General features: G+C 53.0%; 10 protein-coding genes and 2 pseudogenes. All 12 read right to left on the reverse strand.

Annotated elements, in window-relative coordinates; all coding sequences use genetic code 11:
- Positions 1–380 (reverse strand): annotated as a pseudogene (locus INF68_RS21855) (hypothetical protein); the annotation flags it as partial.
- Between the two features lies 1 nt (position 381).
- The gene (locus INF68_RS21860; protein WP_193525451.1) at positions 382–2,967 is read right to left on the reverse strand and encodes a T6SS effector BTH_I2691 family protein; all 2,586 of its coding nucleotides are present in this window, start codon (positions 2,965–2,967) and stop codon (positions 382–384) included.
- A 1-nt stretch (position 2,968) separates the two neighbouring features.
- A complete protein-coding gene (locus tag INF68_RS21865) occupies positions 2,969–3,829 on the reverse strand; it encodes a DUF4123 domain-containing protein (RefSeq protein WP_109845388.1) in 861 nt (286 codons plus the stop codon).
- Between the two features lie 9 nt (positions 3,830–3,838).
- Entirely contained in the window at positions 3,839–4,495 is a 657-nt protein-coding gene (locus tag INF68_RS23545) for a DUF2345 domain-containing protein (RefSeq protein WP_370552486.1), read from the reverse strand.
- Positions 4,492–6,211: pseudogene (gene vgrG, locus INF68_RS21870) on the reverse strand (type VI secretion system tip protein VgrG); the annotation flags it as partial. The pseudogene vgrG and the gene INF68_RS23545, both read right to left, overlap by 4 nt.
- A complete protein-coding gene (gene tssH, locus INF68_RS21875; protein ID WP_193525453.1) occupies positions 6,201–8,861 on the reverse strand; it encodes a type VI secretion system ATPase TssH in 2,661 nt (886 codons plus the stop codon). The pseudogene vgrG and the gene tssH, both read right to left, overlap by 11 nt.
- A 158-nt stretch (positions 8,862–9,019) precedes the next feature.
- Positions 9,020–9,511, reverse strand: coding sequence for a type VI secretion system effector Hcp (gene hcp, locus INF68_RS21880; protein ID WP_023325816.1), 492 nt, complete (start codon positions 9,509–9,511; stop codon positions 9,020–9,022).
- A 5-nt stretch (positions 9,512–9,516) separates the two neighbouring features.
- Positions 9,517–11,223 (reverse strand): OmpA family protein, encoded by a 1,707-nt coding sequence (locus tag INF68_RS21885; RefSeq protein ID WP_193525454.1) that lies wholly within the window; start codon positions 11,221–11,223, stop codon positions 9,517–9,519.
- Positions 11,220–11,909, reverse strand: a complete 690-nt coding sequence (tssL, locus tag INF68_RS21890) for a type VI secretion system protein TssL, short form (protein ID WP_193525455.1) — start codon at positions 11,907–11,909, stop codon at positions 11,220–11,222. Before tssL ends, INF68_RS21885 begins: the two co-directional genes overlap by 4 nt.
- A complete protein-coding gene (tssK, locus tag INF68_RS21895) occupies positions 11,906–13,249 on the reverse strand; it encodes a type VI secretion system baseplate subunit TssK (RefSeq protein ID WP_193525456.1) in 1,344 nt (447 codons plus the stop codon). The genes tssL and tssK overlap by 4 nt, the downstream gene beginning before the upstream one ends.
- 14 nt (positions 13,250–13,263) lie before the next feature.
- Entirely contained in the window at positions 13,264–14,808 is a 1,545-nt protein-coding gene (tssC, locus tag INF68_RS21900; protein ID WP_109845394.1) for a type VI secretion system contractile sheath large subunit, read from the reverse strand.
- Positions 14,809–14,840: 32 nt separating this feature from the next.
- Positions 14,841–15,338, reverse strand: a complete 498-nt coding sequence (gene tssB / locus INF68_RS21905) for a type VI secretion system contractile sheath small subunit (protein ID WP_023308708.1) — start codon at positions 15,336–15,338, stop codon at positions 14,841–14,843.
- Positions 15,339–15,732: the final 394 nt, after the last annotated feature.

Below are 15,732 nucleotides of genomic sequence, written 5' to 3' on the forward strand. Positions count from 1 at the left end.
CAGGCAAACCATTCTGTTTTTAGAAGCTTGAATGAAAACAGAATTGCCGGAACTAACATTAACGTAAAAATCAAAAGTTCTTTTTCACTTCCCGAAAACTTCCACCTGAGATAAGGAATGGTTCCAATAAGCACAACTAGGTAAAATAGCGAAAATCCAAAAAAACCAATTGCAGCGATTAATCCACCGAAACCCTTCGCTGAGTAATATTTGTCAACTAACTCCAGATAGTGGGAATTTAATGTTATGACTTTCATATCAGTAACTAAAGATTGTCCATCCAGTTCAGTTGTCCGGTGTTGTTTTAGCTGATGCGTTCTCTCTTCATCACTAAGATACCGATTTAATTTAAACTTAGGAAAAAGACCGTAATAATCCATTTTACCCCTCCACTCCGAGAGCTAATTTAAGCTCATCCATTTCCATTTTCATGGTTGGCCATACAGGCAGTTCGGCAGCTTCTATCTGCTTATATTCCTCTTGTTTTTCACTCGTTTTATCTGTGTCAACAGGTATTCTTCGCCATAAGCACTGCACAAGCCATTTCTGAATACTATCGCGATTATGAAACGCCAGATAAATTGCTGTACCTATTAAAATCGCAACCGCAATAAACGTTCCTATAACAGGTATCGTCCAAAGTACAGCAACAGTCACCCAAACACCAGCCGCTGCAGAAAGACCGTAAGCTACAGCCAACCCGGTATGTCCTTTATTAAATTCGTTAATGCCATGATAGAAGTCATATACCACAGCAATTACTCCAGCCACCACGCCCAATGCTTTTCCCACGTAGCCAACCCATCTGAGAAAGGTTTCAGAGCTGAAAACCCGGAGCCTCGACGCAGCATTGGCAAATAACCGAAATTGTTTAATACCGGTCTCAATAATGCCTAATGTCGTGCTTCCAAGGCCTAATACGCCCGCCCAAAATCGGGAATGCGCTTCTCCCTGATCGGCAGTGAGCGTTTTTTTATTGTGAATATCAGCAGAAATAAAAAGTGCTGCAACCTGAAGAATCCCGGAACATATCCCCAATGTAAATGGCATAGCCTGTCCGGCTTTTGTGACTCCACGCTGGACAGCCCCCTGCCAGCGGCTAAATTGCTGAGCTTCAACATCTGCCGAGGTTCGAAGTAATTTGCTCAATGCAATAGCACGCTCTTTAGGTGGCAGCGATGCCATCTCGTGTACTTTGTCAATATCAACCATGACCAGAAATTTTTTTGTTTCCTCAACTTCCATTGGCAACCCGTCGATTCTGAGTCGTCTTAACTCCCGTCTGATATAATGTCGTAAGCTGTCTTTATTTGCTCTGCTGTCCAGTCCGCTTTCCTTAGCCAGTTGCGTGACCACTTCAGAAACAAAGTGTTTATATTTCCCTGTTTTTTCTAAAGGAAACAGTGCTTTATTTGTTATTGCTCCCATTGCAACTAAACTGCTGTATACTTTGTTTGATTCTAATGCCTGTGCGATCTGTTTTGTTAAGATACCTGAGAGCAATCCGATGAATATCCCCGCCACACCGGCGGCATTGTCACGCATTTTTTCGATACCATCTTTAAAGGCATCGGCGATCCCATTCCAGGGAATGGCAAACCAGTCCGAAAAGCCTTCAGTAGCTTTAGCTAACTTTTCAGCCAGAACATCCTGATTCAATATTAAAGCACGAGCCAGTATATTTGTTACATCTGTGGGTGTCCCTGATAACAAATCATTAAAATGCCGGATGACCCCCACTTTGTCCTGCATCCCGGCAATGCAATAATTCAGCGTCTGGACATATTCAATACCACTTTTCAATTTCCGGGTATCAAAATTATGCTTAAAATATCCCAGCAACACACTGCCCTTTATCCACTCAAGATACATTTCGGTGCGTGGACTTACGACACTGTCGTTATACTGCTGTAAAACTTGATTAAATTTCTTCTGAAAGTCAGCCACTTGTGATGGTTCGTAATATTGTTCATATTTCGCCCACTTCCTTGCTGCTTCAGACTTCACTTTACGATCGCCAATCGAGGTATACATATTATCCGGAACATCACCGTTCACGCTATAGCCAAAGGGGCCATAAAGCGCATTGCGTTCCCGGCTCTCATTCTTCTCAATAGCGTCACGTTCAAACTGACGATTCATTGATTCTTTCAAACCAGTAATTGCAGAAGCCAGAGCAAGCTCCCGTTGATATTCGGCTTTTTTGTAGACATTTTTTTGCAATTCATAGTCTATAACGGCGGAGAGATCCTGCAAGACTGCAGGTGGATCCTGCAGCACAATCATTGCCCCCTTATTTGGGTAAAGCTTGTCCGCTGATTTTTTGATTAAAAGGGCTTCAAATGTCGTGGCAGCTTTCCATGGTGCAGGGGACCATATCCTGGCGCTGCTGTTTTTTCCTTCACTGCTGTACTCTGCCACAGTTTCAGTCAGTGCTGATATTGCAATAACCTGGTCCGCCTTACCGCTATTAATCCAGGCATCCATGTCAAAACGTTGCATATACTGGATACGATAAGACGCGTCCTCATGCTTTGTGCGGACCGCTGGCGTCCATTCCACTTCGGACCAGCAGAACCAGAACACGCCGTTTTTCATGCCCAAGGGCTTTACCGGCAGCGTTATCAGTGATGCACTCGCCAGTTCTTCTGGCTGAGTAACGCATGGCTTAGCCTTACCATTTGCAATATCAGGAGGCACATCTCCATTTTCAGGCAGCGGGTAATAATATCCTTCGCGAGTGACAAAATAATTTATCCAGCGGTTACCTGACTCAGACCAGATGTATAAATAGCCCTCACGCAGCAAGCGTCCCGTCCATGCAGTTTCGCCCTTTGCTACTGCAGGTATGGTGACGCTGCCTGGCAAAAGAGGTAATGCATCATCCCTTGCCACAACCGCCGGGCGAACGGGTAAAAGTGGCAACCCATAGCGGGTACAGAATTTACAGCCTTTTTGTGTGCTCATATTAATTGTTCCATGCATTATTATAAGGCTGCATTTGGGTCATTTCCTGCCAGAGATGTTCATCCCAGTTACTGGTTACATCACGATAATAGTCAGGAGCCTGTCGGGACTGTGCCAGAAATGCCGCCATCTTCGGAGCCATCCAGAAACCTTCTGGCTGCACTAATCCATGCAGCGCAAATGCAATACGATCTTCCTGGGTCGGCAGTCCACATGTCATCGCCTGCACAAGCAAAGCGTCTATTTTGCGACTGCTTTCCTGACGCTGCGCCATATTGACATTGCGTGGCAGTTTTTCCAGGACAAGGTTTATCTGCCCACAACGTTGTAATTGCGCCAGCGGAATTTCTGTTTGGTCTCCGGGCAGGCAAGAAACTCGAGCCGGGAACGCCAGTGTGTGCCACTCTCCCTCCAGCCAGAATGTCCAGTACGGTATTTCCTGGGCGGGTAGCTGGTTAAACAATTGCCATGGGCTCAACATCCAGTGCAGATGAAACAACACTCGCGGATCGTAATAACGCAAGATATGTCCCCTTTGGCTTGCATCCCTTAAAAACAGGGCATTAACCAGCAAATTGCGTACAATCTTAACCGGACGTGGACTGGACAGTAAAAGAGGACAATTCGGCGGTGAAGTTGGGTCTGCACACCGTGAAAGGTCTGCCATAAATGTTCTCCACTCGCCAGGTGGAAGCTCATGCAACGGTATCAGCCACGGGTAAAGATGGGCCTGTGGTGCCAGCATCGACGAAACCAGTTCGATATGCGGCCAGCTTTCCGGCAGTTCTGGCACCCGCATCCGGTCAATTATTGCATATTGATGGTCCGCCAGTTGAAAAGGCTGCTCCAGGTAATTAATCATCAATCGTCCTTAACTCAACGGTATGGTCGCATCACCCTTAGCTGAAGCTTCTGAAGCCATGGATTCGCAGGCGGTAAATTTCGGATAGGGAACATCCAGTTTCGCTGGCCCCGCATAGTCAAAATCAGCACTTTTTACCTTAAAGCAACCATTGGTGCCGTGTTCAATTTTGGCCGGGTCAATCGTCAGATAAGAACCACCGCACTGCACGGTGATTTTCTTTTTTGCCGTAATAAGGATTTCATCTTCTGTACTGGTAATGGTTAACCCTTTCGCGGCCGTGATATCAAGCCCATCAGTCTGGGCATGCATTTCGATTTTCCCTGCCGCCGCAACCAGTTTCATTCCCATCTCATGTGCAAACACCACCACCATTTTTTTCGCTACTAAGGCAATACGTTTTAGCGCTGATATTTCCGTATTCCCGCCTGCAGTTAATATCTGATTCTGGTTAGCACTGAACTGAATATGCTGAGGCGTAGAAAGTGCGATCCCTGCTGGTGCACCCGCCACAATCACCGGCTGTTGCAGGGCATCCACACTTTGCTGTAAGAAACTTTGTTGTGTGTCATTATCCAGTGAATCGATATTTGCAGTTTCCAGGAGACTGGAGAGTGATTCAGCCAAAGACAGGGCGTCGGATAGCTGGCGTTTAACCGCTGCCATATCCAGCACCTGACCCTGTGCTTTCGTCTGGCCATCAGCGCTGATAAATATCCCTTTCTGCGCCCGTATCGCACCCCAGCTGTCCGTCCTGAGCTCAAACCCCTCGCCGCGCTGCTGTTTCTCGCTGTCGACCATATGCCCGAGATTCAGTTGGCTCTTGCCGCCGTACTCGGTGCTGACCTTGATATGCTCTTTCCCGCGCTCGTCATCGAGGCGGATTTTGTTGTTCGCCGGCGTGCGCAGAACGTTGCGTTTGTAATTCTGGATAGTGACGTGGTCGCCGTGGGCCGAGTCGTGCAGCACGCCGGAGATGTACGGCCGGTCCGGGTTACCGTCCTCAAAGCCAATCGCCACTTCGGTGCCCGCCAGCAGAGGCAGGTGCAGGCCGTAGGTGTCGCCGGCATACGGGCGGGACTGGCGCACCCACAGGCTCTCGAACCCGGTCTCCCAGCTGTCCCTGTCAAACAGCATGCTGACGCGGTAGCGGCCGTCTTTATCGATGTGGCCGTAGGTGTCGTTCTCGGTGGTGCTCGTGACACGTGCCGGCAGCGTCCCGGCCATCACGGGACGTGAGCCGGGCTCAGGGCGGAAGCTGAAATCCGGGCTGTCCGGGATGCCGTCAAAACGAAGGCTAAAGTCTTCATCCCGCCGCGCGTGGGTCTGCATCGCCGTGATGACCACGCCATGCGCAAACACGTCAGCCACTTCATACCCGCCGGTGACTTTCAGCAGCATCCCCGGAGAGAGCGCCGGGCTGCTGGTGAAGGCCCGGGTCTGCGTCTGGCCATTCAGATAACGCTCATGCCGGATGCGGGCATAAAATGCACCGGACTCGGGCGCCGGATTGAGGTCATACGCGCTGCCCGGCGTCAGATAATTATCGGCATAGTGGTACGCTTCCCCGTACGTGGTCGCGTCCCCCCGGGTGACGTCAACCAGAGTATTCATGTTCTCCGTGGCCTGACGGTAATTGTAGTCGCGGGTGCTGACCTGCTTCTGCACCACGCTGTGATGGCTTTCCATCCCCCACACCGAGTCCACACCCTGCGAGTGCTGCCCGGACGGCGGCACCGACGGCAGGCTAAGGCCTTTCTCGTAACCCTGCTGGCTGTCGTAAAACTCCACCACATCAATATTCAGGCGCGTGTCGGTGGTGAAGCGAAACCAGATGCCCACTTCGCCCAGCAGGCGGGTGATGAAGTGCAGATCGTCCTCTCCGTACTGCATCACCTGCTCACGGCGCGGGTATGCTTTTGACAGCGAGAACAGAAAATCCTGACCGCGCATGCCGTGACGCTCGCGCAGGATTTTTTCCACAATTTGCGGGACCGACATGTCCTGGTAAATGGCGTTCTGTTGCGAACGATCGAGCAGCGCCAGACGGGGCCGGAGCGTCAGGGCGTAATGCGTTTCATCTTTTGAGGTACCGAGACGTTCAAAACCGGTCACCATCCCCTGAATCACCCGCAGCGGCTGCTGGATTTTGATGCCGTAGCCCTGGTCAACCGGGGCCTGCAGCGTCAGCGAGCCGGGCTTCATCAACATCATCTCTTTGCTGATGCCGTGGTCACGGCTGGTGAACTCAACACGGTAGCTGAACGGTCGGCTCAGGGCTTCGTCGCCTTCAAAAGCCAGCACGTCGGGTTCGGCCTCACAGCCCTTCACCACCAGAAGGTGGTGGTTATGGCTGTATCTGATCGGAGGATTAGTGCTCATACGTTACCCCCTGATTCCATTCAAATTCCAGGCCGATCCCTTCTTCATCATCCCAGCCAAGGCGTAACGACGCTGGTTTCTGTTTTGCGGCCATGTGGGTGAGCAATTGCTGACTCAGCACCGGCAGAATTTGTTGATTCAGCAGGCTGTCGACGTTACGCGCACCGGTATCCGGCAGCAGGCAGGCTGTGGTCAGCGCGTCATAGAGACTCTCGTCAATTTGCGTGGTCAGCCCGTAGTGGCGGTGCAAGCGCTTGCTGACCTGTGACAGTTTCATTTCCACAATGATTCGCATGGCAGCTTCAGCCAGCGGACGGTAAATCACCGTCTGGAAGCGGACGAGTAGCGCGGGCTGGAAATGATCGCGCAGGATTGGGCGCAGCAGTTCGTGTAGGTCTGCTTCCGTGGCTTCCGGGTTGTCATCCAGCAACTGCATCAGGTGGTCGCTTCCGAGGTTAGAGGTCATAAGGATGACGGTGTTGCGGAAGTCGATTTCGCGGCCTTCGCCGTCGCGCATAAATCCGCGGTCGAAGACCTGATAGAAGAGGTTCATCACGTCACGGTGCGCTTTTTCCACTTCATCCAGCAGCACCACGCTGTACGGACGCTTGCGCACAGCTTCGGTGAGGATACCGCCCTGGCCGTAACCCACGTAGCCCGGCGGCGAGCCTTTCAACTGGGAAACCGTGTGCGGCTCCTGGTATTCAGAAAGGTTAATCGTAATGAGTGACTTCTCGCCGCCGTACATGACATCGGCCAGCGCAAGCGCTGTTTCGGTTTTCCCCACACCGCTCGGTCCTACCAACAGGAATACGCCCAACGGACCGTTCTCGGACGTGAGACCCGTTTTTGCCGCACGCAGACGTCGGGCGATAGCCTCAAGCACCACATCCTGCCCAACCACACGTTTACCGATTTCATTTTCCAGGGCCAGCAGTTCGGTCTGCTCGTCTTTCATCAGCGATGACAGTGGAACGCCTGTCCAGTCAGCAATCACGTTGGCAACGGTGCGTACATCCACATCCAGAGAGAGCAGCGGGTTGCTGCGCTGCATCTCGTTAAGCTCCTGTTGCAGCCTGTGAGTCTCACGCTGGCGTGATATATCCTGACGGCTTTCGCGTAGCTGCTCGGTGAGTTTCATCTCCTGACCGTACTGGGTTTCCAGTTCGTCGAGTGTCACTATCTGGCGCACCTCTTCCTGCTCAATCTCGCTCAAACGCTCGGCATGACACTGATTGCCAATGGCGATATCTTCCAGTAACGCCTGCTTCTCCATGTCGAGCGCAGCGATACTCGCGCGAAGGCGGATTAGCTGTTCCGGTACGGTATCGAGGCTCATACGCACGCGTGCGGCAGCGGTGTCCAGCAGATCGACCGCTTTATCAGGAAGCTGACGTCCGGTCAGATAACGACGCGAAAGAGTAACTGCCGCACGAACCGCATCGTCGGTAATATGCACATTGTGGTGTTCGGCATAGCGGGATTTGAGGCCACGGAGCATCAGGCAGGCGGTGTCATCGTCAGGCTCATCCACTTTTACCATCTGGAAACGTCGCTCCAGAGCGGCGTCGCGCTCGAAGTATTGTTTATATTCAGACCATGTGGTGGCCGCAATAGTACGCAGTTCGCCACGCGCCAGCGCCGGTTTCAGCAGGTTGGCCGCATCTGCACCACCCGCCTGATTACCTGCGCCAATGATGGTATGCGCTTCATCAATAAAAAGCAGAACAGGTACAGGCGATTGCTGCACCGCGTCGATGACGTTTTTCAGACGCTGTTCGAACTCACCTTTCACGCCCGCGCCAGCCTGCAGCAGACCCAGGTCAAGGGTGCGGAGAGTGACCGTTTTGAGGGATTCCGGCACATTACCCTCGACTATACGCAACGCCAGACCTTCAACCAGTGCAGTTTTCCCTACGCCCGGCTCGCCGACCAAAATCGGGTTGTTTTTGCGGCGACGAGAAAGGATGTCCACCATCTGGCGGATTTCTGTGTCACGGCCAAACACAGGATCGATCTTCCCTTCCTTCGCTTTGGCGGTAACGTCGAGGGTGAATTTATCCAGCGCGTTCTGCAGCGCAGGGCTCAGTTCCCCCTCTTTCATTTCCACACCAGCCGGACGCCCGACAAACTCCACCTCACCACCGTGGCTCTGTGTGAGCTCAGCTTCGCGCTGCATTTCCGGACGCTCATCCGATTGCGCATCCAGTAAAGGCCGCAGGCGTTCCAGATGGCTTTGAGCAAGCGTTAACAACGGCCAAAGGCCGTCACAACGTGCCAGTTTTGGTTTTTCCACCAGGGCCATCAGCAGATGGACGCTGCGAATGTGCTCTTCGCTGTTAAGGGAGGCAATCATCCAGGCTTCCTGCATCAGCGTCTGAATGGCATCAGAGAGCTGGGGTCGATGGCGTACGGAGCGAGGTTGTCTGTCGAGCCAGCCAAGCAAATCCTGCCAGATGCCATCCATATCCCATTCATAGCGACGCGCCAACACCGTCAGGTCACCTTCCCCCTGCTCCAGCAGCTTCAGCAGCCAGTGCTCCGGCAAAATTTCCGCATGGGCGCGGGTCTGGCAGAGCGAAGCTGCGCCTTCCATTGCTCGGGCACAGTAAGGGTTCAGACGACGTAACAGGATGGCTGGATTTTCCATGAGATTCTCTCTTTGTCGGTTCCTGGACACGCTACCGCCCCTCGCTGTTCACCAAAGCGCATAAGGTCAGGCAGGCAGATTGTTTTTTCTTTGCTGAGTACCCGCATCTCAGGCACTCAGCAAAAAACTGCGGACAGGAAAACCTGCCCGCATCAGGATTACGCCGTGGCGCGTTCGTTCCAGGAGTCGGAATGAATGATGTTGCCGTCTTTGTAGGTCCAGGTGATTTTTTCGTAACGCAGTTCAACGCGTTCAAGGTGGTTGTGCTTCTCTTTAGAAGGATCCTTGATGTCATACATTTCAGGATTCACTTTCACTACCTTCACGTTTTCCAGTTTGGTGTTGAAGTACTCCACTTCCTGGCCCGCGTCGTTGATTTTGTACCACTTGAACTCAGCGGATTTCAGGGTCTGACCCGTGGTCACCGCCTTGTACAGGTACGGGCTGGAGGAATCGATTTCCTTCGTGAACAGGAACGGCGTGTGGATGCGGGTGCCGGTCAGCTTGCCGGTATTGTTGTCGGTCGGGATGTACAGGTTATGCTCCTGTGCAACCACTTCAATGCTGCCTTCACGATCCTGAACGTCAACAGACCCTTTGATGTCCGCGCCGCCGTCGTCCTTCAGCCAAAGATAAACAGGAATTGCCATGTTAATTACTCCGTTTTATTTTCTGAGACGCCATCATCCTGCGATGGCGCCAGGTGTTTGCCGGGTATCTGACAGGCACTTGCCTGCGGTACCAGACTGATTTCGACACGGCGGTTAAGCGCACGCCCTTCCGGGGTGTCGTTGGTTGCGACAGGGCGGCTTTCGCCATAGCCCTGCACCGCAAAACAGCTTTCCGGCACGTCGCCGGTGTCACGCATCCAGCTGCGCACCGCTTCGGCACGTTTCAGAGACAGCGTCTGGTTTAGTTGCGGAGTACCGGTGTTATCGGTATGCCCTGACACGACAATCAGCCAGCCGGGCTTCGCTTTGATGCCAACCAGTGAATTCACCAGCATTTTGGTGGAACCCGCCTTCAGCTCGAACTTGCCGGAATCGAACAGTGACATGCTGTCGAGCCTCACAATTTTCGGCACCGGTTTTGGGGTTGGCTGCGGTTTAGGAGGCGGCGGCACATACGAGCGGATCGCTTCCAGAAGGGGCATCCGTAGACGTTCCCCCTGATAAAGCCCCAGACCCAGTCGGGCCGGTACGCCGTTACGTGCATAGTCATCCAGCAGCGCCGCATTCTCACGAAGGGCCGCTACGGCGCTAGCCTTCAGGCCGTAGTCATCCATGGAGAGGCTGTCATAACGGGCTATATCGAAGCTCACGCGATGCAGCAGCTGGCGATTGTTCCAGCCACTGCTGAGCAGCGCGGCGATGGCCGCCAGAGTGAATAGACCAAGGACACAGCGCCAGGTGCGGGCCCGGGGAGTGAGTCCACTTCCCTCCGGTAGCAGCGGCAGGATGAAATCCGGTAAGGGTGAGATCACCGTACTGTCCGTCCCCCTGGGCTGCCAGCCGATCACCTGCTGCATAGCAGTGTGACGCGACAACCACGCCGTCCAGGCCGACGACGCGAGGCTCGCGGCAAGAATCGGCCCCATTCCCCACAGCACCGCTGCAGGTGCAATGGCCGGAACATCAGGATTATCATCGATGAATACCGCCTGGACATGCTGATGGAACCAGCTCATCAGGCTATTCATCAGCACCTGCTTTTGCATCACAGGCGCACCGCCAGTGGTGACCCACGCTGCAATTGAACAAGGCGCATTCGACTCACGCCAGACAGTCGACTCTTCACCCGAAATAGCGGCCTGCCAGATCATGTCATCCGTCATCGCGCTGCCGATCTGACCATTCAAAATCAATGGCACAGAATGTCCCGTTTCTTTACGCAGCTGGCTGATTTGCCAGCGCAGAGCCAGCAGACGACTTGTCAGGGCTTCGCTGTCAACGTGTTTCTGCGGGCAGACACTGACCATCACCGACATCTGACGGCCCCAGTCCGGACGCTGCCACAGTACCTGACGGGCAACCTGTTCCAGATCCTGATGGTCCTCAACGCGGATCCAGCATCCCTGCGTGACGATGAGTACTGATGACTGCTGCGGCCAGGTCAGCGGCAGATCGCCACAAACCAGCACCACGGGTTGACGGTAAGAGGATTCAGGAAGGTCATCCAGAAGCAGGGTGACGTCATGCTCCGCACGAGGTTTGGTGATATACCAGAACACGAAGATAACCCCGAGCATCGCCAGTTGAACGAGCACTGAAGCCAGCCGGGATACCGGCAGAAAAGCCAGACAGACCACGGCACTCAGCAAGGCGGCCCACAGCGCAAGCCCGCGCTGTTGTGCAGGACTCATTTTATGGCTCCCGGCAGCAGGGTCAGCAGCATCTGATCGAGCCAACGATCCAGTCCCCACCAGAGCGCGGCAAGAACAATCACGCTTAGTCCAATACGTGCAGGCCATGATGCGAGCCATCCGCCCATTCCCCACCCGGTACGGCTTTCTGCCAGAACAGGGTGGGTCTGCGGATAGCTGAACGGCGCGACATGTTCACTGAGCGCGCTGACCAGCTTCTGGCGTTCAGGATCGTTCAGCGCGCGATAGCCCCCCAGGAATCCAAGCATCATTACCCGCTGGAAGCAGGTCAGTACGGCAACGTCTGGTGCGGGTTCGCGCAGCACATCGCGCATCCTGTCACACAGGGTGTCACCCGCGTCCATCGTGCCGAGGAAGTGTCCCTGCAGGGGAATGTCATACCACTGCACACAGGCGTCATCCTCTACACCGCGCCCTTTGACCGCCTCGTCAAGTAATGCACATTGTGCAGTGAGGATATGCTCACAGCTGGCTTCGTCGAGTTCACTCGCTTTCAGTTCGCGCTGAACGCGCTCCACGTCAGCGACACAACGCTCCCACAAAACCCGACCTTCACCTTCCTGAAACTGCGATCCATGACGAAGGCTAATAACCTGCAGCCAGGTATTCTGCAGCAGTGCGTCAATATCAACAGATACGGCAGCGCCGTGTTTACGTTCACTCATGTTCTCAGTACCGCAAAGAGTTCAAGTTCAGGCTCGCCCAGCATGCCCGGGACGTAAAACATACACGTCCCACTCTGGAGCATCTCAGTCGCCAGAGGATGGGAGAGATCGAGACTGAAATACTGATTTTCCAGGCGCAGCGGAATGGCGGCTGGTACATGGCGCAATGGCATCAACGGCACGCCCACGCGGGAAGAGTTGACGATCCCCCGCACATGGTCAGGACTGCCCACCTTACACTGACGCGGGAACTGTTCCTGCAGTTGCGCCACCGGGATCGGCGAGCGCACAGAAAGATAGTAATCAGCCCCTTCGCGCAGGCGCGGGTCATGCAGTCGAGCCTGCCAGAAGTGCAGCCGTGGGTCATAGTCGAGTGACAGGGCCACCACGCGGGACGGCAAGCTGGCTTCAAGCAGATCGCCAAGCAAATCAAACAGCGGTGGAAACACCGTATTGAGTTGCTCGTGGTGCCAGATCGGTATAGCGCTCACCTGATGTTCCAGAGAGAAGGTCAGCAGGCTCCCTGCCAGGCGAGAAAGTTCCGGATACAGACGCTCCGGCGGGCTTTGCAGGTTACGCTGGAACTGGCCAAGCACGGGCTCAGCGCTGTTCAGCGCGTTGAGCAGCCAGAACAGTGATACATCGGCCACGGCGAAGTCTGCCATACGCTCATTGCTTTCACGCCGCATCGCCATCAGACGGCACAGACGAGCCCGCAGTTGGGACATGAGTTGTTCAAGCTGGGTAACCAGCCAACGGCTGCCCTGGAGAGTCAACAGTGGAGGAAGAAACGTCTCGTCTAATTGCCATGTACCCTGCGAGTCTTGCTGCAGACGGGCGACCGGACAAATCAGGTAATCGCTGTTGTTCTGATGCGCAAAACGCAGGGTCAGTTCGGGCTGCATTACGGCAATCTGACGGGTGTCATCTCCATAAGCATTGCGCACATCCCGCCAGCGCTGACGATATCGCACCGGACGCTCGGCTACTTCTTCGGATTTCAGGCAGTTGCCGCCGTTCGACCGCAGCAGCGGGAGTGCCAGTACCACTGTCACCTCCTGCGATTCGTTTTCAAGCGACAGGACCGGTGGCAGGGTATCAGCATTATCTGTATCAATCAGCGTACCGTCCTGAAAACGGACATGCAGATGATGAGCCTGCAGACGTCCAAGCCTGAGAGCTTCCGGTTCGAAGGTGGCGTTGATAACCCCCCATGGACAGGAGAGGCCCAGTCGGGCAATACATTCGGCAGACCAGGCCGCATACGCGACCTGTTGCTGAAAATGCTGGGGAGAGACCATAATGCCCCTGCCCCATAACGGTTGTTCCGTTTTCATCAGCTTCCTGCCTGTTTTTACGATTTGGCTTTCGGCATTTGGGAAACCAGCGACAGATTGACGTCCATGCCTTCCACCTGGAAATGCGGCACGGCGTAAAGCTTCACGCGGAAGAAGCCCGGATTGTCTTCGATGTCTTCCACTACCACCTTCGCGTCGCGCAGCGGGTGAGAAGCCTGCAACTCGTCGCCCGGATCGGTCATTTCGGTAACCAGACTGCGGACCCACGTGTTCAGCTCCAGTTCAAGTAGTCGGCGGTCCTTCGTGGTACCGATGTTCTCGCGCTGAATCAGCTTCAGGTAGTGGGCGATACGCGACAGCAGGAAGATGTACGGAAGACGGGCGTTGATGCGACTGTTCGCCGTCGCATCAGCGGTGTCATACAGCGCCGGTTTCTGAGTGGAGTTGGCTGAGAAGAAGCACGCGTAGTCGCGGTTTTTATAGTAGGACAAAGGAATAAAGCCCAGATTCGCGAATTCGAATTCGCGGGTTTCGGGAATCATCACTTCGCTCGGGATTTTTACCTGATTGCCGGTACCGAGATCGTACAGATGAATAGGCAGGTCCTGAACCGCACCACCAGCCTGCGGGCCGCGGATTTGTACACACCAGCCATTATTGATAAAGCTGCGTACCATGTTTGACGCGAAGGCAAATGATGCATTAGTCCACAGGTATTTGTCGTGATCCGGACCTTTGACTTCTTCGACATAGTTGAAGCTGCGAACCGGAACGGTGTCCGGGCCATACGGTAAACGTCCCAATACGCGCGGCATGACCAGGCCGATGTAGCGGGCGTCGTCAGTATCGCGGAACGATTTCCACTTAATGTACTCTGCGCGGTCAAAATAGTTACCAATATCTTTAATCGCCGCGACGTCTTCCATTGACTCCTTCAGGAAGAATTTCGGGCCTGCAGAGCCGATAAATGGCATATGTGCAGCAGCGGATACTTTGGAGATGTTGCGAAGCAGAGCGACATCCTGCGCTGAAGCATCAAACTCGTAAGCGGAAATCAGTGCCGCAATCGGCTCGCCGCCTGGAGTATCATATTCATCAATGTAGGTATGTTTATACAGACCACTCTGGATGATTTCCGGGCTGTCTTCAAAGTCCTGGCGCAGGTCTTCTTTAGACATGCTCAGAAGCTCAATTTTTACGTTCTGGCGAAAATCCGTTTTATCAACCAGCGACTTCACGCCGCGCCACAGGCTCTCAACCGCCTGAAACTCTTCATGGTGCATAACGGCGTCGAGCTGGCGGCTTATCTGGTAATCGAGCTCAGCGATGTGGTGATCGATCAGGCTTTTATCCAGTTTTTCGACCTTCGAGCCTGCCTTGGTCAGGCATTCCAGAAAGACCTGCATACCTGCGGTGAGACGCTCGTCAGCGGTCGCATCCGACATCGCCTGCGCATCTTGCCAGAGGTCTAACGCGCTCAACTCGGAGACAGGACTCAGATTGATTTTCTCAAACAGGGAGGCGTAAACCCCACCCGCTGCAGGACGTTCCAGCACCATGCTTTCACTCCCGGCAATATTATTTTGTACAGACATGAGCATTCCTTGATAAATCCGTTAAAACAGCATGATGGTTACGATTTTCTTGATGCCAGCGCGGAAAGTTCATTTCTCAACTCAGCGCTAAGCGACTGGTCCAGAACGATTTTTTCCAGCTCCTTTCGGAAAGTCTGGTTATCCAGCAAGTTAGCCTTCAGATCGCGCAGCAAGTTGCGCATCGCCAGCATTGCTTTCAGCTGCGGTATCTGAGCAGCCACCTGCTCTGGCGTGAAATCTTTCATGCTCTGAAAAGTCAGTTGAATAGAGTCCTCACCACCATCCTCGGACAGCGTATTTTTAACGGTTAGATTAAGTTTTGGGGAATATTCGGAAAGAACGCTGTCGAAATTATTTTTTGTAATGTTAACTTTCTCACGCTCAGATATTTGAGCAGACTCCTGACCGTTACTAAAATCACCCGCAACCAGTAATTTCAACGGTAATTCCATTTTCTTGCTTGCCCCGCCTGTATGCAGGTCAAGCTTCAGGTTTATACGTGCCTTAGGCACCTCATTCTGAAAACTGTCAGCCATTTCATCATCCCTCTGTGTTTTTGCTACGCCAACTTCACGGTATCGTTCTTGATGCGCAATATTAGAATAATGATCGACGTAAAATCAAATATACAGATCATTTACCCGTAATAAGAAATTTCTTAAGAATTTTCCACTATTACATTATTGCGAATTATCCATTTGCCTTAGTAAAAGACACTACCTTCTTCATGCAAAGCGAATATTTGTATCGTAAAAAGGATCACAAACAGAGAAATGCTAATAAAACCATTTTGTTTTGATTTACATCACAGCATGATATCAAAAAAAGATGAATGAACAGCGACGGGTTATTGCGAGGAGATAAAAACCAGAGGTTAATGAATAAATATAAGCGACGAATAGATTTTTGGCATGAATAATAGATAAGAAT

It is taken from the genome of Enterobacter cloacae complex sp. P16RS2, assembly GCF_014982155.1.
GTDB lineage: Bacteria > Pseudomonadota > Gammaproteobacteria > Enterobacterales > Enterobacteriaceae > Enterobacter > Enterobacter cloacae_M.

Bases quoted from the DNA above. Each gene is read 5' to 3' on its own strand.
- INF68_RS21860 (WP_193525451.1), bottom strand. From the start codon at position 2,967: ATGAGCACACAAAAAGGCTGTAAATTCTGTACCCGCTATGGGTTGCCA.
- INF68_RS21865 (WP_109845388.1), bottom strand. From the start codon at position 3,829: ATGATTAATTACCTGGAGCAGCCTTTTCAACTGGCGGACCATCAATAT.
- INF68_RS23545 (WP_370552486.1), bottom strand. From the start codon at position 4,495: ATGGCAGCGGTTAAACGCCAGCTATCCGACGCCCTGTCTTTGGCTGAA.
- tssH (WP_193525453.1), bottom strand. From the start codon at position 8,861: ATGGAAAATCCAGCCATCCTGTTACGTCGTCTGAACCCTTACTGTGCC.
- hcp (WP_023325816.1), bottom strand. From the start codon at position 9,511: ATGGCAATTCCTGTTTATCTTTGGCTGAAGGACGACGGCGGCGCGGAC.
- INF68_RS21885 (WP_193525454.1), bottom strand. From the start codon at position 11,223: ATGAGTCCTGCACAACAGCGCGGGCTTGCGCTGTGGGCCGCCTTGCTG.
- tssL (WP_193525455.1), bottom strand. From the start codon at position 11,909: ATGAGTGAACGTAAACACGGCGCTGCCGTATCTGTTGATATTGACGCA.
- tssC (WP_109845394.1), bottom strand. From the start codon at position 14,808: ATGCTCATGTCTGTACAAAATAATATTGCCGGGAGTGAAAGCATGGTG.
- tssB (WP_023308708.1), bottom strand. From the start codon at position 15,338: ATGGCTGACAGTTTTCAGAATGAGGTGCCTAAGGCACGTATAAACCTG.